The organism is Streptomyces sp. NPDC059668, from assembly GCF_042734135.1.
Taxonomy (GTDB): domain Bacteria; phylum Actinomycetota; class Actinomycetes; order Streptomycetales; family Streptomycetaceae; genus Streptomyces.
This window is the reverse complement of sequence record NZ_JBHWEL010000049.1, coordinates 23,844-44,227: the sequence shown is the minus strand read 5'-3', so window position 1 is coordinate 44,227 and position 20,384 is coordinate 23,844. Positions and strand designations below refer to the sequence as shown.

The 20,384-nt window shown below is 72.2% G+C and carries 20 protein-coding genes and 1 pseudogene; 8 read left to right on the top strand and 13 right to left on the bottom strand.

The annotated features are described in order from the left end of the window. The first annotated feature begins 136 nt into the window (after nt 1–136). The 3 genes from ACFV2J_RS28830 to ACFV2J_RS28820 all read left to right on the top strand — a co-directional run bounded on the left by ACFV2J_RS28830 (nt 137) and on the right by ACFV2J_RS28820 (nt 2,979). A complete protein-coding gene (locus tag ACFV2J_RS28830) occupies nt 137–1,102 on the top strand; it encodes a 3-hydroxyacyl-CoA dehydrogenase NAD-binding domain-containing protein (protein WP_385085196.1) in 966 nt (321 codons plus the stop codon). A 52-nt stretch (nt 1,103–1,154) separates the two neighbouring features. Beyond that, entirely contained in the window at nt 1,155–2,060 is a 906-nt protein-coding gene (locus ACFV2J_RS28825) for a 3-hydroxyacyl-CoA dehydrogenase (protein ID WP_385085194.1), read from the top strand. 121 nt (nt 2,061–2,181) lie between these two features. Continuing rightward, nucleotides 2,182–2,979, top strand: a complete 798-nt coding sequence (locus ACFV2J_RS28820) for a crotonase/enoyl-CoA hydratase family protein (RefSeq protein WP_385085192.1) — start codon at nt 2,182–2,184, stop codon at nt 2,977–2,979. Between the two features lie 206 nt (nt 2,980–3,185). Here the strand turns inward: ACFV2J_RS28820 and ACFV2J_RS28815 are convergent, their stop codons facing one another. The 7 genes from ACFV2J_RS28815 to ACFV2J_RS28785 all read right to left on the bottom strand — a co-directional run bounded on the left by ACFV2J_RS28815 (nt 3,186) and on the right by ACFV2J_RS28785 (nt 10,402). After that, complete coding sequence (locus tag ACFV2J_RS28815; protein ID WP_385082852.1) at nt 3,186–3,947, bottom strand: SDR family oxidoreductase; 762 nt, start codon at nt 3,945–3,947, stop codon at nt 3,186–3,188. A gap of 16 nt (nt 3,948–3,963) precedes the next feature. Then, nucleotides 3,964–4,725, bottom strand: a complete 762-nt coding sequence (gene fabG, locus ACFV2J_RS28810) for a 3-oxoacyl-ACP reductase FabG (RefSeq protein WP_385082851.1) — start codon at nt 4,723–4,725, stop codon at nt 3,964–3,966. A 159-nt stretch (nt 4,726–4,884) separates the two neighbouring features. Continuing rightward, a complete protein-coding gene (locus tag ACFV2J_RS28805; RefSeq protein WP_329525816.1) occupies nt 4,885–5,268 on the bottom strand; it encodes a DUF3037 domain-containing protein in 384 nt (127 codons plus the stop codon). Next, nucleotides 5,265–6,038: a HipA family kinase gene (locus ACFV2J_RS28800; RefSeq protein ID WP_385082849.1), complete on the bottom strand. Its 774-nt coding sequence runs from the start codon at nt 6,036–6,038 to the stop codon at nt 5,265–5,267. The genes ACFV2J_RS28805 and ACFV2J_RS28800 overlap by 4 nt, the downstream gene beginning before the upstream one ends. A 246-nt stretch (nt 6,039–6,284) precedes the next feature. Beyond that, nucleotides 6,285–8,486: an FUSC family protein gene (locus ACFV2J_RS28795; RefSeq protein WP_385441349.1), complete on the bottom strand. Its 2,202-nt coding sequence runs from the start codon at nt 8,484–8,486 to the stop codon at nt 6,285–6,287. 205 nt (nt 8,487–8,691) lie between these two features. Next, nucleotides 8,692–9,489, bottom strand: a complete 798-nt coding sequence (locus tag ACFV2J_RS28790) for a maleylpyruvate isomerase family mycothiol-dependent enzyme (RefSeq protein ID WP_385082846.1) — start codon at nt 9,487–9,489, stop codon at nt 8,692–8,694. 76 nt (nt 9,490–9,565) lie between these two features. After that, nucleotides 9,566–10,402, bottom strand: a complete 837-nt coding sequence (locus ACFV2J_RS28785; protein WP_385082845.1) for an alpha/beta fold hydrolase — start codon at nt 10,400–10,402, stop codon at nt 9,566–9,568. Nucleotides 10,403–11,011: 609 nt separating this feature from the next. Between ACFV2J_RS28785 and ACFV2J_RS28780 the strand changes: the two genes are divergently transcribed. Then, nucleotides 11,012–11,488, top strand: coding sequence for a Rieske (2Fe-2S) protein (locus ACFV2J_RS28780; protein WP_385082844.1), 477 nt, complete (start codon nt 11,012–11,014; stop codon nt 11,486–11,488). A 12-nt stretch (nt 11,489–11,500) separates the two neighbouring features. Here ACFV2J_RS28780 and ACFV2J_RS28775 read toward each other — a convergent pair whose 3' ends face one another. Next, complete coding sequence (locus ACFV2J_RS28775; RefSeq protein WP_385082842.1) at nt 11,501–12,139, bottom strand: isochorismatase family protein; 639 nt, start codon at nt 12,137–12,139, stop codon at nt 11,501–11,503. Between the two features lie 141 nt (nt 12,140–12,280). On the opposite strand from ACFV2J_RS28775, the gene ACFV2J_RS28770 reads away from it, so the two are divergent. Beyond that, the gene (locus ACFV2J_RS28770; protein WP_385082841.1) at nt 12,281–12,748 is read left to right on the top strand and encodes a pyridoxamine 5'-phosphate oxidase family protein; all 468 of its coding nucleotides are present in this window, start codon (nt 12,281–12,283) and stop codon (nt 12,746–12,748) included. Between the two features lie 85 nt (nt 12,749–12,833). On the opposite strand, the gene ACFV2J_RS28765 is transcribed toward ACFV2J_RS28770, so the two are convergent. After that, nucleotides 12,834–13,736 carry a LysR family transcriptional regulator gene (locus ACFV2J_RS28765; RefSeq protein ID WP_385082840.1) on the bottom strand — a complete coding sequence of 301 codons (903 nt, stop codon included), beginning with the start codon at nt 13,734–13,736 and terminating at the stop codon, nt 12,834–12,836. Between the two features lie 75 nt (nt 13,737–13,811). Between ACFV2J_RS28765 and ACFV2J_RS28760 the strand changes: the two genes are divergently transcribed. After that, nucleotides 13,812–14,879: a DMT family transporter gene (locus tag ACFV2J_RS28760; RefSeq protein WP_385082838.1), complete on the top strand. Its 1,068-nt coding sequence runs from the start codon at nt 13,812–13,814 to the stop codon at nt 14,877–14,879. A gap of 1 nt (nt 14,880) precedes the next feature. On the opposite strand, the gene ACFV2J_RS28755 is transcribed toward ACFV2J_RS28760, so the two are convergent. Continuing rightward, a complete protein-coding gene (locus ACFV2J_RS28755; protein WP_385082837.1) occupies nt 14,881–16,212 on the bottom strand; it encodes an aminotransferase class I/II-fold pyridoxal phosphate-dependent enzyme in 1,332 nt (443 codons plus the stop codon). Between the two features lie 35 nt (nt 16,213–16,247). Between ACFV2J_RS28755 and ACFV2J_RS28750 the strand changes: the two genes are divergently transcribed. Then, nucleotides 16,248–16,937, top strand: coding sequence for a pyridoxamine 5'-phosphate oxidase family protein (locus ACFV2J_RS28750; protein WP_385082836.1), 690 nt, complete (start codon nt 16,248–16,250; stop codon nt 16,935–16,937). 40 nt (nt 16,938–16,977) lie between these two features. On the opposite strand, the gene ACFV2J_RS28745 is transcribed toward ACFV2J_RS28750, so the two are convergent. After that, entirely contained in the window at nt 16,978–18,015 is a 1,038-nt protein-coding gene (locus ACFV2J_RS28745) for a DMT family transporter (protein WP_385082835.1), read from the bottom strand. Between the two features lie 235 nt (nt 18,016–18,250). Then, nucleotides 18,251–18,790 (bottom strand): annotated as a pseudogene (locus ACFV2J_RS28740) (Clp protease N-terminal domain-containing protein); the annotation flags it as partial. A 275-nt stretch (nt 18,791–19,065) separates the two neighbouring features. Here ACFV2J_RS28740 and ACFV2J_RS28735 point away from each other — a divergent pair. Further along, a complete protein-coding gene (locus ACFV2J_RS28735) occupies nt 19,066–19,494 on the top strand; it encodes an SRPBCC family protein (RefSeq protein ID WP_385082833.1) in 429 nt (142 codons plus the stop codon). A gap of 101 nt (nt 19,495–19,595) precedes the next feature. Here ACFV2J_RS28735 and ACFV2J_RS28730 read toward each other — a convergent pair whose 3' ends face one another. Next, on the bottom strand, nt 19,596–20,234 hold the full coding sequence (locus tag ACFV2J_RS28730; RefSeq protein WP_385082832.1) for a PadR family transcriptional regulator: 639 nt from the start codon (nt 20,232–20,234) through the stop codon (nt 19,596–19,598). Between the last annotated feature and the right edge of the window lie 150 nt (nt 20,235–20,384).

Genomic DNA, 20,384 nt, shown 5'->3' with positions numbered 1-20,384 from the left:
CCCCCCCCCCCCCCGGCCCCCGGGGCGGGCCCGGGGGGGCCGCCCGGGGGGGGGCCCCGCACAACCGTTCCACCCGCGGACCGCCGCCGCCCGCGCGGCCCACGGTCCGCCCGACACCCAGGAGCGACGACGAGCCATGAACGCACACGGACCCGTCCAGCGCGTAGCGATCGTCGGCACCGGCACCATCGGCGCGAGCTGGGCGACGCACTATCTCGCCCGGGGCTTCGACGTCACGGCCACGGACCCCGCCCCCGGCGCGGAGGAGGCGCTCAGGACGTACGTCGCCGGAGCATGGGACGCGGCGGCCACGCTCGGGGCCGTGCCCGGCGCCTCACCGGACCGTCTGGGATTCACCGCCGACATGCGCGAGGCCGTCGCGGACGCCGATTTCGTCCAGGAGAACGCGCCGGAGCGCCCGGAGCTGAAGGTCAGGCTGTTCGCGGACATCGACGACGCGACGCCGCCGGAAGCGATCATCGCGTCGAGCTCGTCGGGCATCACGATGAGCGTCATCCAGGCCGAGTGCCGGAATCCGCAGCGCACCCTCATCGGGCATCCCTTCAACCCGCCGCACATCATCCCCCTCGTCGAGGTCGTCGGCGGCACGAGGACCGCCCCGGAGGCCGTCCGGGAGGCCATGTCCTTCTACACCGCGATCGGCAAGAAGCCGATCCACCTCAAGAAGGAGCTGCCCGGGCACGTCGCCAACCGGCTCCAGGCCGCGTTGTACCGCGAGGTCGTCCATCTGATCGATCAGGGGGTGCTGGACGTCGCGGACTCCGACGACGCGGTGTCCTGGGGCCCAGGACTCCGGTGGGGTGTCATGGGCCCCAATCTGCTGTGGCATCTCGGCGGCGGCGAGGGCGGCATCCAGCACTTCATGGAGACCCTCATGCCGCGGATGGCGGGGGCGTGGCGGGAACTGGGCGACCCGGAGCTCACCCCCGAGCTCAAGGAGAGGATCGTCGGCGGGGTCCTGGACGAGGCCGACGGCCGGTCCGTCGGCGAACTGGCCGCCCGGCGTGACGCGATGCTGCTCAGTCTGCTGGCAGTGCGGACCTCCGGCCCGGGCGGCGACCACGACGGCCGGCCGTCATGAGAGGGGCGCCCGCTCGCCCCCGGCGGCGGGTCCGCGCCCGAGAGGAGTGACCGTGACAGAGCGGCGGCAGAGACTGTTCGTGCTCGAACTCAGCGGTGGCGGCCGGGTGTTCTCGGTGAACCCCGACGGCACCGACAAGCGGGTCGTCGTCGCCGGCTGCCGGTTCCCCGACGGCGTGGCCGTCGACGCCGAGGCGGGGCACGTCTACTGGACGAACATGGGTTTCCCGCCCTCCGACGACGGCTCGATCGAACGTGCCGACCTGGACGGGGGCAACCGGACGACCATCGTTCCCGACGGCGGCACGCACACGCCGAAGCAGCTGCATCTCGAAGCCGTCGGCCGCAAGCTGTACTGGGGTGATCGCGAAGGGATGCGCGTCATGCGCTGCGCTCTCGACGGCTCGGACGTCGAGACCCTCGTACGGACGGGGCTGACGGACGGCGACCGCGGCGATCCGACCAGATGGTGCGTCGGAGTGGCCGTCGATCCTGACCGCGGGCACCTGTACTGGTCGCAGAAGGGACCGAGCGACGCGGGACAGGGGAAGATCCTCCGCGCCGGGATCGACCTGCCCGCCGGCGAGTCAGCGGCCGACCGGAGCGACGTCGAGGTGCTGCTCGAAGGGCTGCCGGAGCCGATCGACCTGCAACTGGACCTGGCGGAGCGCACGTTGTACTGGACCGACCGCGGGGATCCGCCGCGGGGCAACTCGGTGAACCGCGTCCCGGTGGACGCGCCGGGCGGGCGGCGGGAGCCAGAGATCCTGTGGACGCACCTGATGGAAGGCATCGGCATCGCGCTCGATCCGGACGACGGCCGCATGTTCGTCACCGACCTGGCCGGCACCGTCTACGCGGCCGATCTCGACGGGTCGAACCGCCGGGAGATCCTCGTCGCACAGGGCAACCTCACCGGGATCGCCCATGCCCTGGTTCCCACCGAGGAGGCCCAGTAGGTGACGCGTCCGGCCGTGGACGGCCGGCGCCACCACCGCAGTCCCGGGAGGTTCGCCACGAACACCCGGGCCGTCAACGGTCGACCGCCCGGCACGGGCGGGGAGACAAGGGACGTCCGACATGAACACCGAACCCACCACCGGCACCCCGGCCGGCACCCCCACCGTGCACACCGAGGAGCACGACGCCGTCCTCGTGATCACGATGGACCGGCCGAAGGTACGCAACGCCGTCGACGGCGCCACCGCGCGGGCCCTGGCCGACGCATTCGACCGGCTCGACGCCCGCGACGACCTGCTGGTCGGTGTGCTCACCGGGGCCGGCGGCACCTTCAGCGCGGGCATGGACCTCAAGGCGTACGCGGCCGGGGACAGCCCGATCATCCCCGGGCGGGGCTTCGCGGGACTCACCCGGATCCGGCTCCGCACCCCCCTCGTCGCGGCCGTCGAGGGCTGGGCGCTGGGCGGCGGCACCGAGATGGCCCTCGCCTGCGACATGATAGTGGCGGCCCGGGACGCCACCTTCGGTCTCACCGAGGTGACGGTCGGCCTGGTACCCCCTGAAGGGGGCATCGTGCGCCTGCCCGAACGCATCCCCCGCAACATCGCCGTCGAGGTCCTGCTCACCGGCGATCCCCTGCCGGCCGAACGGGCTCATCAGCTCGGCCTCGTCAACCACCTCACCCCCTCCGGCGGCGCGCTCGCCAAGGCCGTCGAGGTGGCTCACCGCGTCGCGCGCAACGCGCCGCTGTCCATCGCCGCCGTCAAGCGCGCGGTCAACGAGCGGACCGCGTACGGCGACCAGGACGCGTTCCGCCAGCAGGACCGGCTCGTCGCACCGGTCCTCGCGTCCCACGACGCGCAGGAGGGGGCCCACGCCTTCGCCGAAAAGCGCTCACCCCACTGGGAAGGCCGCTGACCGCGGCCCCCTGCCCGGGCACCGCGCCGCGGACCGGCCGACCGTACGGCGGTGCCCCGCCGGGCGACCCATGGGCCCGGCGGGGCACTTGACCAGCGCCTGGGACGGCGCGTGTGCATGACGGCGGGTATCCGTGACGGCGGGTGTCCGTGACGCCGCGACGCGGACGACGTCCGGAGCCGCCCGCGCCCCCGTCCGGGCGTCGGTCAGCCGACTCCGGCGTTCAGGAAGATGCCGCCGTCGACCACGAGCGTCTGCCCGGTGATCCAGTCCGACTGTGCCGAGGTGAGGAACGCGGCGGCGCCTCCGATGTCGGAGGGCACGCCGAGCCGGCCGAGCGGGTAGGAGGCGGCCGCCTCCGCCTCACGGCCCTCGTACAGGGCCTGCGCGAACTTCGTCTTGACGACGGCGGGCGCGATCGCGTTGACCCGCACCTTGGGCGCGAACTCGTGCGCCAGCTGCACCGTCAGGTTGATCATGGCGGCCTTGCTCATGCCGTACGCGCCGATGAACGGCGAGGGAGAGATACCGGCGACGGACGCGATGTTGACGATCGCGCCGCCGTTCTCGCTCTGCCAGGCCTTCCAGGTCAGCTGGGCGAAGCCGAGCGCCGAGACGACGTTGGTCTCGAAGACCTTGCGCGCCACGTTGAGGTCCAGGTTGGCCATGGGGCCGAACACCGGGTTCGTGCCCGCGTTGTTGACCAGGTAGTCGACGCGGCCGAAGGCCTCCATGGTGCGCTCCACGGCGACGGCCTGGTGGGCCTCGTCGTGCGCCTTGCCTGCGACACCGATGACGCGGTCGGCACCGAGTGTCTCGACGGCCTCCTTGAGAGCGTCCTCGTTGCGGCCGGTGATGCACACGCGGTCACCGCGGGCGATGAGTGCCTCCGCGACGCCGTAGCCGATGCCGCGGCTCGCGCCGGTGACGAGGGCGACCTTGCCGGAGAGTTCGGGAAGTGCGGTCATGTCCGTGTCCCCGGCCCTAGTTGAGGGGTCCGCCGGCCACGTACAGCACCTGGCCGGAGACGAATCCGGCGGCCTCGCCGGTGAAGAAGGCGATGGCGTTGGCGATGTCGTCGGGGTTGCCGACGCGCTGCACGGGGATCTGGGTGGCGGCGGCGGCCTGGAAGTCCTCGAAGCCCATGCCGACGCGGGCGGCGGTGGCGGCGGTCATGTCGGTGGCGATGAAGCCGGGCGCGACGGCGTTCGCGGTGACGCCGAACTTGCCGAGTTCGATGGCGAGCGTCTTGGTCAGACCCTGGAGACCGGCCTTGGCGGCGGAGTAGTTGGCCTGGCCGCGGTTGCCGAGGGCGGAGGAGGACGACAGGTTGACGATCCGGCCGAACTTCGCTTCCACCATGTACTTCTGACAGGCCTTCGCCATCAGGAAGGCACCGCGCAGGTGCACGTTCATGACCGTGTCCCAGTCGGACGCGGCCATCTTGAACAGCAGGTTGTCGCGGAGCACGCCCGCGTTGTTCACCAGGATCGTCGGCGCACCGAGCTCCTCGGCGATCCGCGTGAACGCGGCCTCGACCTGGGCCTCGTCGGAGACGTCGCAGCCGACGGCGATGGCCTTGCCGCCGGCGGAGGTGATCTTCTCCACGGTGTCCTTGCACGCGGCCTCGTCGAGGTCGATCACCGCGACGGCGCGGCCCTCGGCGGCCAGTCGTACGGCGGTCGCGGCGCCGATGCCGCGCGCGGCACCGGTGACTACGGCGACGCGCTGCTCAGTGGTGGACATTGCTGGTTCTCCTCGCCCTTGAAAAGCCCTGCGGCCTGACATGCCCTGCGGCTCACACGGTACGCCCGTCCGGTGAGCGACCGCTTAGTACCTTCAGCAGACGTGACGCTAGAAGCCCTGGCACCCGGTGTCAACGGCACACGGCGCGGGTGTGATCCATTACCTGACCAGCAGCGCGAGCAACCGCTCCGTCTCCGCCTCCGGATCGGCGGTGAGCCCCGTGTGCACGGGGCCGGGCTGAAGCACCGTCGAGCGCGGCGCGATCAGCCAGCGAAAACGCCGACCGGCATCGTCACCCGCCGCCTGACCTGCTGCTTTCCCGCCCGCGCAGACCCCTTCCACGGCGCGCAGCGCGGCCCGTACGCCCGCCACGTCGGCCTCGGGGTCCAGTGCCCGCAGTTTCGTCTCGTCCAGATGGGTGCGCGCCGCCACGAAGGACTTGGCGCGGCAGTACACCAGTACACCCGCGTTGAAGCACTCGCCGCGTTCGACCCGCGGCACCACCCGCAGCAGCGCGTACTCGAAGACGTCCCGTTCGCTCACTTGTCCCCCTCGGTGCCCTCGATGCCCCTGACCCGTTCGTGGATGTCGGCGGCGCGGGCGAGGAGTGGCTCCGCGTAGGCCCGTCGCACCGCCTCGGTGGAGTCGAAGCCCGGCTCGCCGGCCAGCCACTCCTCAGGGATCGCGGCGGTCACCTCGGCGAGCAGTTCCGCGGTCACCAGGGGTGCCAGCTCGGCCGCCGCCGAGGCGATGTCCGGGGCGAAGGGCGCGAGCGCGTGGTCGGAGGCGTCGTACGGCTTGGCGGCGGAGGCCCGTGCGCCGGGCCAGTTGTGGTGCCAGATCATGGTGGCGCCGTGGTCGATGAGCCACAGGTCGCCCTGCCACATCAGCAGGTTGGGGTTGCGCCAGGAGCGGTCGACGTTGTTGACCAGCGCGTCGAACCAGACGACGCGTCCGGCCTCCCGCGCGCTCACCTCGAAGGCGAGGGAGTCGAAGCCGACGGCGCGGGACAGGAAGTCCATGCCGAGATTCAGACCGCCGCTCGACTTGAGCAGTTCCTGGACCTCCGGGTCGGGTTCACCGAGGCCCAGGACCGGGTCGAGGCCGACGGTCACCAGACCGGGCACGCGCAGGCCCAGCCGACGGGCGAGTTCACCGCAGACGACCTCCGCGACGAGCGTCTTGCGCCCCTGCCCCGCACCGGTGAACTTCATGACGTACGTCCCGAGATCGTCGGCCTCGACGAGCCCCGGCAGCGAGCCGCCCTCACGCAACGGCGTGATGTAGCGGGTGGCGGCGACTTCTTTGAGCAATTTTCCCGGCTCCCTCGTTCTCTGGCCGTACCAATCTACGGTCAGGCGCGTGTGCCGCGGGAAACGGAGTGCGCCGGTCGGTCACCGCTCGTCTCGCAGGTGCCGGACAAGGGCGCCCGCGCGATCGCGTGGACGAACGGGAGGAACTCCGTGAGGGCGGGGGCCGTCCCACGTCGCCCCGGCCGGGAGGTCGTCACGGAGGCTGGCGGATCGGCGGCATGCCGTCGTCCGGAGCGCGTGCTCCGATCACGGCGGTCCCCCGCTCCACGGCGACGTCGTCGTTCCCGTCGCCCCTCGTGGCGTGCGTGCCGCGCCGATCGCCCGCTGGAGACTGGCCAGCCAGATGGCCGCGTCCACCGCGTAGTACAGCAGGGGGTCGGGGGCCCGGCCGGCCGAGGCGGCACAGACGTCGCGGATCACCGTGCTGTCGGCCGGCTCGCCGCCGGCGGGGCCGTCCGCGGGAGGGGGTCGGCCCCGTCCCGAGCACAATTCGTGGCTGAACCGCAGAGTACTGAGCCGGAGCCGGTGGGCGGCGTCGCGCAGATGCGCGGCGCTCCGCGGCCACGCGGACAGCGCGCCGGGCGGACAGTTGTCCAGCAGTACCTGGCCCATCGTGATGACCCGGTTGCCCACCAGCATGATCACCTGGAAGTCGGTGTCGGAGGCCGTTCCGTCCCGCCGTGGCGCGTGCCGCTCCATGGCGAACTCGGCGTAACTCGCCTCCGCGATCAGCTGGGCGAGCCTCGCCCGGGGCAGGGCGTCGGTCGTCGGCGCGCCCGCGGTGAGGGTGTCGGTGACGTCGGTGACCGCGCGGGTGCCCTGATCGAGCACGCGCGCGCAGGCCCGCCGCAACTCGCCCGTGCCGCCGTGCGGCCACGCGAGCAGCCCGACGAGGGCACCGATGAGCGCACCGGCCAGCACGTCCAGTACCCGCGCGGCCGCCAACTCGGGCCCGCTGCGGGCCACCTGCGAGAAGGCCGCCGCCACCGTCAAGGTGAAGAACGCCTGCCCCCAGCCCGGACCCAGCACGGAACCCGCCGCGAAGGCCAGGAACATGCAGGGCGGAAGCATCACCGCGTACACCGCCGGCGCGTCCATGGCGAAGTGCAGGATCAGCGCGGCCACGACCGCCCCCGCGAGCGTCCCGCGCAACGCCGGCCGCAGAGCGGTGCGGGTGTCGGCGGCGCTCGTGCGCATCACGGTCAACGTCGTCAGCAGCGCCCAGAATCCGTGTGCCAGACTCAGTTCGCCCACCACCAGCCGGACCGCCGACAGCGCCAGCGCGGTGCGCACCGCGTTCTGGAAGTACACCGACCGCGGCGTCAGATGGGCGAGCACCCGCCAGAAGTACAGCTCCGCGGTCGGCCTGCCCGCGTACCAGAACGCACCGCGCACTTCGGGCGACGCCGTCCCGGCCCGCAGGGGGGCGCCCAGCACGATCCGGGCCGCTACCACCACCAGATCCGCCGTGTGCGTGATGTCCAGGGCGATCGCACCGTCACGCACCGTCGTCACGGAGTACGGGCCCGCCTCGCGCGGCCGCACCCGGTTCGACTCGAACGCGCGGAGCGCCGCCCGGCACCACGAGCGCGTCGGCGGCGGCGCGTTGCAGGTCAGGGCCCGCGCGACGTCCTCGCAGGCGGCGGCCGAGGCTCTCAGCAACCCCTGTGCGGCCGGTCCGGGCGGGGCCGCACCCTTCTCCAGCGACTCGGCCAACTGCCGTGTCTGTGCCAGGAGATGCCTCAGGTGTCCGGCGCCCTCGGACAACGCCCGGTCCCGCGCCGACGCCGACACCGGACGTTCGTCAGGGGGCACCCGGCTCATGCGCAGCGCCTGTGACGCCTCCGGCAACGACTCCGGATCGGGGATCCGCGGCGGATCCCCCGCCAGCCCGCGCAGGGCGTGGGCCGCCACCCGTCCGGCCCGTGCGAGCCGGTCCTCGTAGCGGCCAGGGCACGGCGCGGGCCAGAGCCACATCTCCGCGGCGGCCATGAGCAGCACGCCGGCCGCCAGGCCCGCAAGCCGCAGCCCCAGCGTCGACGGGGCGTACGGCGGGAAGCACGGCAGGATGTAGAACAGCTGGAGACCGTTGGCCAGCCCCACCAGCTTCGGCCCGCCGACTCCGCTGTACGTCACCAGGAACCCCACGACGAGCATCCCCAGCGCCGCCGCCCATCCGTACGCCGCCAGCCAGGTACCCAGCGTCACCAGCACCATCGCGAGCGGCAGCACCGCCAGCAGCGTCCGCGCCCGTTGACGCGGCGTCCCCGGCACCGACGACAGGCCGCCCGCCGCGACGGCGCCGAACAGGGCGTAGATCGCGACCGTCCGGTCGCCGAGCCCGTACCTCGCGGCGTAGAACCCGGCGCACGCCACCACGGTGACCCGCGCCGAACGCCGCACCGCGTCCCGGGCCCGCCGCCACTCCGTCCCGCGCAGCACTCCCACTGATCAACCGTAGGCTCCCGGCCGTGCGCGGACCACCGCGCGGGCGCCTGGGAGGTGGCCCGGAAATGCGGAGGCAGGCGCAGGAACCTGGTGACATCGGAGGCGCCGGCCGACCGGACCGGTGACGGGACCCGTACGCCGCACCCTTTGCCCATCGGCGAAAGGCGGCCCGCCGGAGATCGGCGGGCCGTGCGGGTGCGCGCTCTCAGATGATGTCGAGGCGGTCGAGGAACGGCGTCGCGGCGGACGGGTCCCCGGTGATGCGGCAGTGGTCGCGCCAGGGTTTGCGGGTGGTGCCCCATGCGACGAAGTCGGACGCCGTGCTGCTGATCGTGGTGGTGCCCCCGGCCCCGGGTCGCACGGTCAGGCGCCCGTCCCGCGGGGTGGCGGGGAGGACGGTGACGGTGGTGGCGCCCGGTCCGGTCAGGTCGAGGACGAGCGGTTCGGCGACGGTGGCGGTGAGTTCGGGTCCCTGCATCTGGGGCAGGCCGGCGAGCATGAACTCGACCGCGGGTGCGACCAGGCCGTCGGTCTCCGCGGGCACGGTGAACGGCAGCGGGCCGTCCGGGGCGAGCAGGTCGTGGCGCAGGTGGCACAGGACGTTGAACGCCATGGTGTTCGCCAGGAGATGGCGCGGGTAGGTCCCCAGGCCGGGCACCTCGACCGGCTCCCCGGCCCGCGGTGGCTCCTGAGCCGCTGCCAGGATCTCCAGCTGTCCGGGGGTGAAGGCGCGCCACTCGTCCACGACTTCGGCGTGGCTCCAGGGGCGGCGCTCGTCGACCCGCAGGTCGTGGTAGCGCTCGCGGTTCGTGGGCAGGGTGGGGTCCGGGGCGGGGGGTTCGACCGCTTCGTGGGCGAGGGCGCCCAGGTGGGCGATCACGTCGATGACGCGCCACCCCGCGCAGGCGGACGGCAGCTCCCACTGTTCGTCGTCCACCAGGGGCACGACGTCCGCCAGGTGCCCGCTGCTCAGGCGCGCGGAGGCCAGTCCGGCACCGGTCATCGGTTCCTCCCTCGGTGCCCCGGTCCCAGGAGCGGCCCGAGGACCAGGGTCGGACGGACGTCGGACAGAAGGGGACTCAGGGGATCTTCGGCTCTGTCGAGCTCTTGTTCGCCTGTTGACGCATGTAGTCGCCGGCGGCGTCGACGATCAGACCGGCGACGGCCTGCGGGTGGGAGATGAGGGACACATGGGAGGAATCGATCTCCAGGGTCTTGCGCGCGTCGGCACGCTCGGCCTCAAAACGTTCGAGGCGGGGATCGATGGCCCGGTCCTGCTTTCCGACGAGTACGTAGACGGGCTTTTCCCGCCACGCCACGGCGCCGACCTTGTCCGTGAACGCCGACAGCGCGAGAGGGCGCTGCGTGGACGCCATGATGCCGGTCTGCTTCTCGGGGAGGTCCTGGGCGAAAACCGACCGGATCTTGTCGGGCCGAATGTACACGTCCGTTCCGGTACTGCCGTCGCCATTGCGGAACGGAACCTGTCTGAACGAACCCGTGATCCTGGTCGGCGGGAATTTGGCGGACAGGCTGGAAAAGGACTCGCCCTTGTCGGGCATGATCGCATTGACGTAGACGAGCGCCTTGACCTGGTCCACGCCCTCCGCGGCCTGTGATATCACTTCGCCGCCGTAGGAGTGGCCCACGAGAACGATCGGGCCCTTGACGGACTTCAGGAGGCTGTTCAGGTAGGTCGAGTCCTGGGGCATTCCGCGCAGCGGGTTGGCCGGAGCGATGACCTGGTAGCCGTCGCGCTGAAGCCGCTCCACCACACCGCTCCAGCTGCTGCCGTCGGCGAAGGCCCCGTGCACCAGCACCACGGTCGGCTTGACCCCGGGGGTGGTACCGACGGAGCCGGGGGATGCGTGGGGCGGGACCACGGCCAGCCCGGCCAGGGCGGCGACGGCGGCCAACCCCGTCCTCCTACCGGACATCATGAAGTGACGGGCTTTCATATGCTTGCCGTTCCTTCAGGATTCGAATGTCGAAGGGGCTCACGCACGACCCGGAAAACGGTTTCGGCGAGCCACGTCGCGCCTGACGCGCGAGTGTCCTGAACATTCTCATGCAAAAATACCGCTCACCGAGATCCGGGGCAACCGCAGTCAGCGCCCGTCCCCGCCGGTCCGGCATCACCGCCGAGAACATTCCGACCGCCCCCGAACGGTGAACACCCGCGAACGGTGAACACCCGAAGAGCAGAATTCCGCCCTCCCCATTCCGCGTCGCCGGTCGGAGCGGAATTGCGCCCTTTCGATCCGCCCGCACGCCGATACGGCGAGCGGCACGGGCCTTTCACGCTGGACCGGGAATTCCAGCACGCACCGGGAGGCGCCTCGCGCGCGCCTGTCGGCGTGCGGTGCCGTGGGACATCGGTGGCCGGCAAGCCGTCGGCCGGCGCGGACGAGCCGTCGGCCCGCTGTCGACCGGGGCAAGAAGTCGCCACCTCCTGAACAGGTCACGGCCGCGGAGCGTACTTCTGTACGGATCAACCCATCACGTCCGTCGGAGGGACCGTCAGCATGACCAGCGAATCGCTTCACCCCGCCCCGGCTCCGGCACGCCGCACCGTCGTGGCGGCGGTCGGCGCGGCGGGACTCGCCGTCGCGCTGACCGCGTGCGGATCGGGCGACAAGTCCTCCGACTCCTCCTCCAGCGCGAGCAGCGGAGGGTCCGGCGGCGGCGACAACGGCGCGGCCGGCAACGCGGGCGGCACGGTCCTCGCCAAGACCGCCGACATCCCGGAGGGCGGCGGCAAGGTCTTCGCCGACCGGGGCGTCGTGGTCACGCAGCCGACGGCGGGCACCTTCAAGGCCTTCTCGTCCAAGTGCACCCACCAGGGCTGTGCCGTGAAGAACATCGCGAACGGCGTGATCACCTGTCCGTGCCACAACAGCCAGTTCTCCGCCACGGACGGCAGCGTGAAGAAGGGGCCGGCTACGCAGCCCCTGGCGGCCGCCGACATCAGCGTGGACGGGGACTCGATCAAGCTGGCGTGACGCCGGCCGGCTTCAGTCGCGCGGTCGCACGAGACAGGCCACCACGTCCTCGGTGGCGGTGACGGTGGCGACCAGGGCGAGCGTGTTGCGGACCATCGCGGGGGTGTAGTCGGAAGGCACTCCCGCGATGGCGTCCGCGGGCACCACCACGGTGTAGCCGCGGTTCACGGCATCGAAGACGGCATTCGGGACGGCCACGTTGGCGGAGACACCGGTCACCACGAGGGTGCGACAGCCCAGGTTGCGCAGCAGCGCGTCGACGTCCGTCCCCGCGATCGGCGACAGCCCGTGCAGCCGGCGTACGACGAGGTCCTCCTCGGCGACCTCGATCGGGTCGGCGACCCGGACCGCGGCCGTCCCCGACAACTGGCGCACGGGAAGCCGTTCGGCCGCGCGGAAGAGCCGGGCGTTGCGGTTGGCGCCGCGCCCGTCGGGCCGCCGTTCCGCGACCGCGTGGATCACCTGCACCCCGCACTCGTGCGCGGCGGCCACCAGCCGGGCCACCCGCGCCAACGCCCCCGAGGTGCGGGCCTCTTCGGCGAGTTCGGGCAGTGCGCTGCCCGGGCCCACCACACCCTGCTGGCACTCGACGGTGAGCAGCACGGTGGTGGCGGGGTCGAGGAGTTCACGGAGTTGCTCGTACGACGGCACGGTCGCCCCTTGTCGTCGAGGGCCGGGGCGGGGAGCGTAACGACCATTGCGTGGGGACGGAAGACGCCTCATGCTTTTTCTGACGTAACGTCAGAGGATCTCTGTCGACGTACAGGCCGACGTGGAAGAAGAGGTGACCGTATGACCGTCACTCAGCGCAGGGGTCGGAAGATCATGATGACCCCCGCCGAACTGGACGAGTTCCTCACCACCCAGCGCACGTGCCGCGTCGCGACGGTGTCGCCGGACGGCGTCCCGCATGTGAGTGCCCTCTGGTTCGCGTGGGACGGCACCTCGCTGTGGCTGTACTCCGTGGTGCGCAGCAAGCGCTGGGCCCAGTTGCGGCGTGACCCGCGGGTGGCCGTGGTGGTCGACTCCGGGGAGGAGTACGACCAGTTGCGGGGCGTCGAGCTGTCCGGGACGGTGGAGTTCGTGGGCGAGGTCCCCCGCACCGGGGATCTGTGCGCCGAACTCGACGTCCCGGAGACCCTGTTCGCCCGCAAGAACTTCGGTCTGGAGGAGATGCCGCACGACGGCCGTCACGCGTGGGCGCGGCTGACTCCGGCGGCGATCGCCTCCTGGGACTTCCGCAAGCTGCCGCCGCTGTAGTACGAACAGCGGGCCGACGTCACGCAGGCCGGTCGGGCGTCGCACCCGTCGGCCGGTCGGGCCGGGCAGTGCAGGGTCGGTCAGGTCAGCGGACCGCTTCCCCGGCCGCCCTCAGCGCCTCCACCGCCGCCCTGATCGACGGACGCCGGTCGGCGTCCGCCCGCCAGACGACGTACACATGGCGCTGTACGCGCTGGCGCAGGGGCACCGTGACGACCCCCTCCGCCATCGGGCGGCGCCCGAGGACCGGCGCGATACAGACGCCGAGTCCCGCGGCGACCATGCTGAGCTGGGTGTGCGTCTCGGCGGCGCGATGGCCGACGTGCGGCTCGACACCCTTGGAACGCAGCGTGAACATCAGCCACTCGTGGCAGAACTCGCCCTCGCCCCAGGTGATCCAGTCGTCCTCGGCGAACTCGGCCAGGTCGACCTCCGCGCGGTCCGCGAGCCGGTGCCCGACCGGCATCGCCACGTCGGCGGGGTCGTCGAGGATCGCCGCCTTCACCAGGCCGTCGGGCAGCGGCATCGGCTTGTTGTACCAGTCGAGCACCACCGCCAGGTCGAGATCGCCGCGCACCACTCCCGCGACCCCGGCCTCGGGCTCCAGCTCGCACGAACGCACCCGCAGCCCGGGGTGGTCGGCGCGCAGCGCGGCGAGCGCGGTGGGGAACAGCCCGCGCGCGGCGGTCGGGAACGCCGAGAGCCGCAGCTCGCCGACGACCTGGCCGCGCTGTGCCTCCAGGTCGGACTGGGCGAGCTCGACCTGGGAGAGGATGCGCGCCGCGTGGTCGGCGAGGAGCCGGCCCGCGTCCGTGAGCCTCACCCCCCGCCCGTTCTTGGCGAGCAGCTGCTGCCCCACCTCGCGTTCCAGCTTGGACATCTGCTGGGACACGGCCGAGGTCGTCACGTGCAGCCCTTCGGCCGCGCCGCTCACCGAGCCGTGCCGGGCGAGGGCGTCGAGGGTGCGCAGGCGCTCCAGATTCAACATGTAAGCGATGCTACGAGATACCGGTCGAGAAATCTCGCTTGTGCTACGAGATCGTTCTGCTCCATCGTTGCCTCCATGACCACCGTCGCCACGCCGGGCACCGCCTCCCCCGAACCGACCACCCCAGCATCGGCCGTCCCCGGGCCGCTCCCCGCGGAGCCGGTCCCCGCACAGCCGATCCCGGCCGAGCCGGTGTCCGCCGCCCCGGCCCCTGCCGCCCCGGCGCTCGCGGCCCCGGCGTCGACCGGCCGCCGGCAGGGGCGTCGCGCCGCGCTCGACTGGCGGATCCGCTTCGGCGCGCTCTCGCTCATCTGGGGGTTCAGCTTCCTGCTCATCAAGGTCGGCACCGAGAGCTACGCGCCGTTCCAGGTCACCCTCGGACGGCTGGTGTTCGGAACGGCGGTGCTCGCGGCCGCGATGGCGGTGAAGCGGGAGCGGCTGCCGCGCGGGGCGCGCACCTGGGGACATCTCGCGGTCGCGGCCCTCCTGCTGAACGCGCTGCCGTTCTCCCTCTTCGCCTACGCGGAGCTGACGATCCCCTCCACGCTCGCGGGCATCTGCAACGCCACCTCGCCGCTGTGGGGCATGGCCCTGTCCATGGTGGCCCTGTCCGAGGACCGGCCGACCCGGCGCAGGGTCGCGGGTCTGGGCCTCGGCTTCCTCGGCGTCCTGACGGTCCTCGGCGCCTGGCAGGGTTTCCACGGCCTGGACGCCACGGGGACGGCGATGGCCCTGCTGGCCTCGCTGAGCTACCCAATCGGCTGGATCTACGTCCGCCGCACCCTGGCCGGCTCCGACCACTCGCACCTGTCCATGACCGGCGCCCAACTGCTGCTGGCCACCGCCCAACTGGCCCTGGTCACCCCGCTGTTCACCTCGGTTCCGACCCACTTCCCGCTCGTCCCGCTGCTGGCCACGGCCGCCCTGGGAGCCCTCGGCACGGGATTCGCCGTCCTCGTCCAGTACGGCCTGGTCGCCGAGGTGGGCCCGACCACCGCGCAGATGGTCACGTACTTCATCCCGGTCATCGCCACCGCGGCAGGAGTCGCCGTCCTCGGCGAGTCGCTGACCTGGTCGACTCCGGTCGGCGCGGTGATCGTCCTGGCCGGCGCGGCGCTCACCCAGACCAGGGCCCGCCGCTGACTCACACGTAACGGCGGGCGGGCGCGGGACCCGCGGCGGAGGCCACGGCGTCCGCCAAGGGTCCGATGTCGTCCGCCGTGAGCGTCGAGACGGTGATCCGGATACCGGGGGGCGCGCTCATCCGGAAGCGCGCGCCGGGCGCGACCGCCCAGCCGGCGTGCAGCAGCCGCGCGACCGCTCCGGTCTCGTCCGGGACGGGAATCCAGACGTTCATCCCGCTGCGCCCGTGGGCCTCGATGCCACGCTCCGCGAGGGCGGCGATCAGCGCGTCCCGGCGCCGCCCGTACGCGGCCGCCACCTCCGGTACGTCCACCGCACCACTCGCCCACAGATGCACGACCGCACGCTGGAGCAGCCGGCTCACCCAGCCGGGGCCGAGCCGCTGCCGCCCGTGCACACGGTCCATCGTGACGGCGTCCCCGGTGAGCACGGCGAGCCGCAGGTCCGGTCCATACGCCTTGGCGACGGAGCGCACCAGGGCCCAGTGGTGCGTCACTCCGGCCAGCGGGTGCAGGGGCAGGTCGACGATCCGGTGCCCGTGGTCGTCCTCGACGAGCAGGGTGCGCGGGTACTGCGCCAGCACGGCACGCAGGGCACGCGCGCGCGCCGAGGTCACGGCGGCGCCGGTCGGGTTCTGCGCCCGGTCCGTGACGATCAGCGCACGGGCGCCCCCCTCCAGCGCGCGTCGCACGTCGTCGGGCAGCGGGCCCTCGTCGTCGACCCGCACCGGGACCGTGCGCAGTCCGAGCACCGGCGCGAGGTCGAACACGCTGCCCCACCCCGGGTCCTCCACGGCGACCGCGTCGCCCGGCTTGAGATGGGCCGCCAGGACGCGCTCGATGCCGTCGAGCGACCCGGACGTGACGACGACGGGCCCCTCCGGCACCCCGTCCGCGTCGAGGTCGGCGCGCGCGAGCCGCCGCAACTCCGGTTCCACGGCGGCGTCCCCGTACAGCACCGGGTCCCGGTCCGCCTGGCCCGCCGCCGCGGCGAACGCCTCGGCGAGACCGGGCAGCAGGGCGCGGTCCGGATTGCCGTCCACCAGGTTCCGCACCCCGTCCGGCACCTCGACCCGGATGTACTCGCGGCCCGTGGTGACGGGCTTGGAGCGGACACGACTGCCTCGCCGGCCGTCCGTCTCGATCACTCCGCGCTCCCGCAGAACGCGGTACGCGGCTGCCACGGTGTTGGGATTCACCCCGAGCTGCGCGGCCAACTCCCGCATCGGCGGCAGCGGTTGTCCTGGTTCGAGCGCTCCGGCGCCCACCGCACGCTCGACGCTCGCCGAGATGTCGGCTGCGCGGCGACCTTCGATCCGATACTCTCCTAGCACAAAGAAGATTATGCACTAGTGCAATGGAGGGCGCAATGTCGGAGACGAGCACACAGCCAGGAACGGCGCGGCCCGCCGGCTACACCCCGACCGACCGCACCGTCCCCACCCGTTCCAGGGAGCGCGCCGCCTACGACCACGAACTGGTCCACGCGATACTCGACGAGGGATACGTCTGCCACCTCGGCTTCGTCCGGGACGGCGCGCCGGTCGTGCTGCCCACCCTCTACGCGCGGGTCGGCCGGCGCCTCTACGTGCACGGCTCCACGGGTTCGCGGCCCCTGCGGATGACCGGCGGGGCCGAACCCGGGCTGCCGGTCTGCGTGACCGTCACCCATGTCGACGGTCTGGTCCTCGCCCGGTCCGCCTTCCACCACTCGATCAACTACCGCTCCGTGGTGGTGCACGGCACCGCCCACCAGGTGACGGACCCGGACGAGAAGAGGCGGGCCCTGGACGCACTGGTCGACCAGGTCGTCCCCGGCCGCTCGTCCGACTCCCGCGCGGCCAACGCCAGGGAACTGGCCGCCACCGCGGTGATCGGCCTCGACCTGGACGAGGTCTCCGCGAAGCTGCGCACCGGCGGCCCGAACGACGACCCCGAGGACCTGGCCCTCCCGCACTGGACCGGCGTGGTTCCCGTCACCAAGGGGCACGGCACCCCGATCCCCGCCGCCGACCTCGCGCCCGGCATCGGACTCCCCGGCTACCTGACCGCCGGATAGCGGGGCTAGGGACGGGAGTCCGACCCGTCCATGACGTCCGTCAGTTCCGGACCTGGGCCGCGCCGCCCATGGCGGACGACTCCCTTTCGGGACCGCCCGCTTCGACACCGGCCGCACTGCCCAGGACCGGCCCGTCCGAAGGCTTCACCGGCGCCGACGACTGCGCGATGAAGGCGCCGGCCAGCACGACGGCACCGCCGACGATCTGCGGGGCGGACAGATGCTCACCGAGCAGGACCCAGGCGAGCACCGTGGCGATGACCGCCTCCAGACAGGCCACGACACCCGCGACCTGCGGGGAGAGCCTGCGTACGGAGAGCACCCCGGTGACGTACGCGACGACGGTCGCGATCAGCACGATCCAGCCCAGGAGCAGAGCGGCCGGAACGGACGTCCCGTTCATGTCCGCGCCACCGCCGAGGACCGACCAGTCCATCGTCCAGGGCCGTGCGACGGCCGTCAGCACGAACGAGCCGACGAGCAGCCCGTACGCGATGACCCCGAGCGGGTCCGGCGCCTCCTCCCCCGCGTCGCTCCCCTGGTCGGACAGCACGAAGTAGCCGACCTGGCAGCAGGCGGCGCCCAGCGCGAGCAGCAGCCCGACGGCGTCGAAGCCCAGCCCGGACCACACCTCGACGACACAGGCGAGTCCGCCCACCGCGAGGACCACCCCGAGAGCCGCGGCACGCGTCACGGGCCGGCGCTGCACGAACCGCACCCAGCCGAGCACCAGCGCGGGCGCGAGGTACTCGACGAGCAGGGCGACGCCGACGGGTATACGGGAGAGCGCCGCGAAGTAGCAGGCCTGGACACCGGCCACGGCGAGCAGCCCGAACCCGGCCAGCAGCGCGGGACGCCGGCGCAGCAGCGCGCGATGACGTACGGCCAGCGGCAGCATCACCAGGGCGGCGCCCGTAACCCGCAGCCACACCACATGGAGCGGGTCGAGGCCCGCCTCGATCAGCGGTTTCGCCGCGACACCCGATCCACCGAAGGCGACCGCCGACGCGAGGGCGAGCCCGAGGCCGACGCCCTTTCCACGATTGCCCTGACTGCCCTGAGACGTATGCACCGGCACATGATGACAGGCGACGACATGAGCGTCACCCCCGATGACACCTGTCTCGACGCATGGACTCCCGCCCCCCGGACCCGTCGCGGTACCCGTCCGTATATCCACCGGATCCGTCGGATTCATCCGATCCATCCGATTCACCGCACCTGCGGTTCTCGCCGAATGCGCCGAATGCGCCGAATGCGCCGAATTCACCACGCTCATCCGCGAATCCGTCCGCGTATCCGTTCCGGAGCGCGCCCTCGATACGCGGCAGCAGCACCCGGACGTCCGCGCCCGCGCGCCGGAGCACCTCGACGGCCCGCGCCTGCGGATCGGCGAGGATCGCGGCGAGCAGGTCGAGACAGCGGGCCCGCGCCTCACCACGCAGTCCGGCGCGTGCGCACGCGCCCTCCATGGCACCGGCCGCAACCGGGGACCACCCCGCTCCGGCCACCACCGGCACGGCGCCCGAGTCCTCCACGGCGCTCTGCCAGCGCAGCCCGTAACCGATGCTGCGCTGGACGAGGTAGCCGAGCAGCCTGGCGACCTGTGGGGCACCGTCGAAGACGGCCCGCACCCGCGGGTCGGACTCCAGGAGCGAGTGCAGCAGATGGGCCGTGTCGATCTGCCGGTCCCCGTCCCGCAGCGCCCGCCTGCGGGCGGCGGAGACCACCGAGGCCAGCTCGTCGCTGAGCCCGGCCTCGAGTTCCGTGCGGTGGGAGCCGCTGTCGGCGGCCTGCGAGGGGATACGGGGTGGCACATCCCTTACCCCATCAGCCCCCTGGGCCGGGGTCATCCCCGGCGGGCACCATTTCCCCGTCCCGCACAGGGTGGGGAAGCGCGTGCGAGTTCTCCTACTCAAGGATGACTTCGCACGGAATCCTCCCCCGGGCGCGCGCCGCCTTGCGTCCCGCCCCGCGCGCATCCGCGCCACGACGGTTCCCGTCCCTCAGGGGCAGGAGCGCACATTTCCTGACGGTTCATCAGTCTTGAATCTTCCAGGGCCTGCGGCTACCTTCCGCGACACCGTAGCTGCGCCGGACGCAGCGCCCGACACGAAGAGGTGGTCGCATGGCCGAAGTCAGCGCGGAAGCACTCATCGAGGCGCCGGCCGAGAAGGTGTGGGCGCAGCTCACGGACTTCTCCTCGTACGGCGAGTGGAACTCGACCCACACCAGCTTCCCCAAGGGCGGCCCCGCCTCACTCGAGGTGGGCGGGACGTTCGAGGAGAACATGAAGCTCATGGGGTTCCCGGCCGAGGTCGGCTGGACCATCGAGGAACTGGAACCCGCGCGTGTCCTGGCCATCCGCGGAAAGGGACCGATGGCCGTCACCGTGGCCACCCGCTACACCCTGACCCCCGTCGGCGACGCCACCTCGCTGCGCATCGACGGGGAGTTCACCGGCGCCGCCGTCTCGCTGATGGCCGGCAAGCTCAAGGACTCGGCGACGGCCGCCCTCAACGAGTCGTTGCGCAAGCTGGGCGGACTGGTGACCTGAGTCCCGCACCTGCTCCGAGGCCCGCGCCCAGCCCCCATAGGCGGAAAGGCGCCCCGCGAAGACACTTCCACGGGGCGCCGTCAGGTACCACAGCACGCCCGTCAGTCCTCGTCGGCGAGGATCAGGTACAGCTTCTTGCGGGCTTCGTTGATGACCGCCAGCGCCTTGTCGCGCTGGTCCTTGCTGCCGGTCTTCCAGACCTGGCCGAAGGCTTCCATGAGGCCGAAGCCCGCCTGCCGGATCTCGTGCAGCGTCTCCCAGTCGACCCCGCGCCCGGCCTCTTCCCAGGGAGCGTCCGGCCCCTCGTCGGCCGCGCCGCGGCCTTCCTCGGTGAGCGAGAACAGCTTCTTGCCGCCCTCGGCCGCGCTCGTGATGAGACCTTCGTCCTCCAGCAGCTGGAGGGTCGGGTAGACCGAACCCGGGCTGGGCTTCCACGCCCCGCCGCTGCGCTCGGCGATCTCCTGGATCATCTCGTAGCCGTGCATGGGCCGGTCCTTGAGCAGCGCCAGGATCGACGCGCGCACGTCACCGCGCCGCGCCCGGCCCCTGGGTCCGCCCCGGCCACCGCGCCCGCCACCCCAGGGGCCCGGGCCGAAGCCGCCGGGACCACCGGGACCGCCGGGACCGAAGGGCCCGAAAGCCCCGCGCCGACCGTCGAAGAGACCCCTGCCCCGCGGGCCGGGTCCACCGTGTCGGCCGTGTCCACGTTCGAATCCGAATTCCTGTCCTTCGGAACGCATCGCCATCACTCCATCCATCCGTGCGTTGATCGATCCACCTGTTCGTTGATCGGTCGCGATGCGTCAACGATATATCGGAACTGCTCGCCTGACAACCCTCGGACGACAGGCACGGCGGAGACGCGCGAGAGGCGGAGGCGGACAGAACCG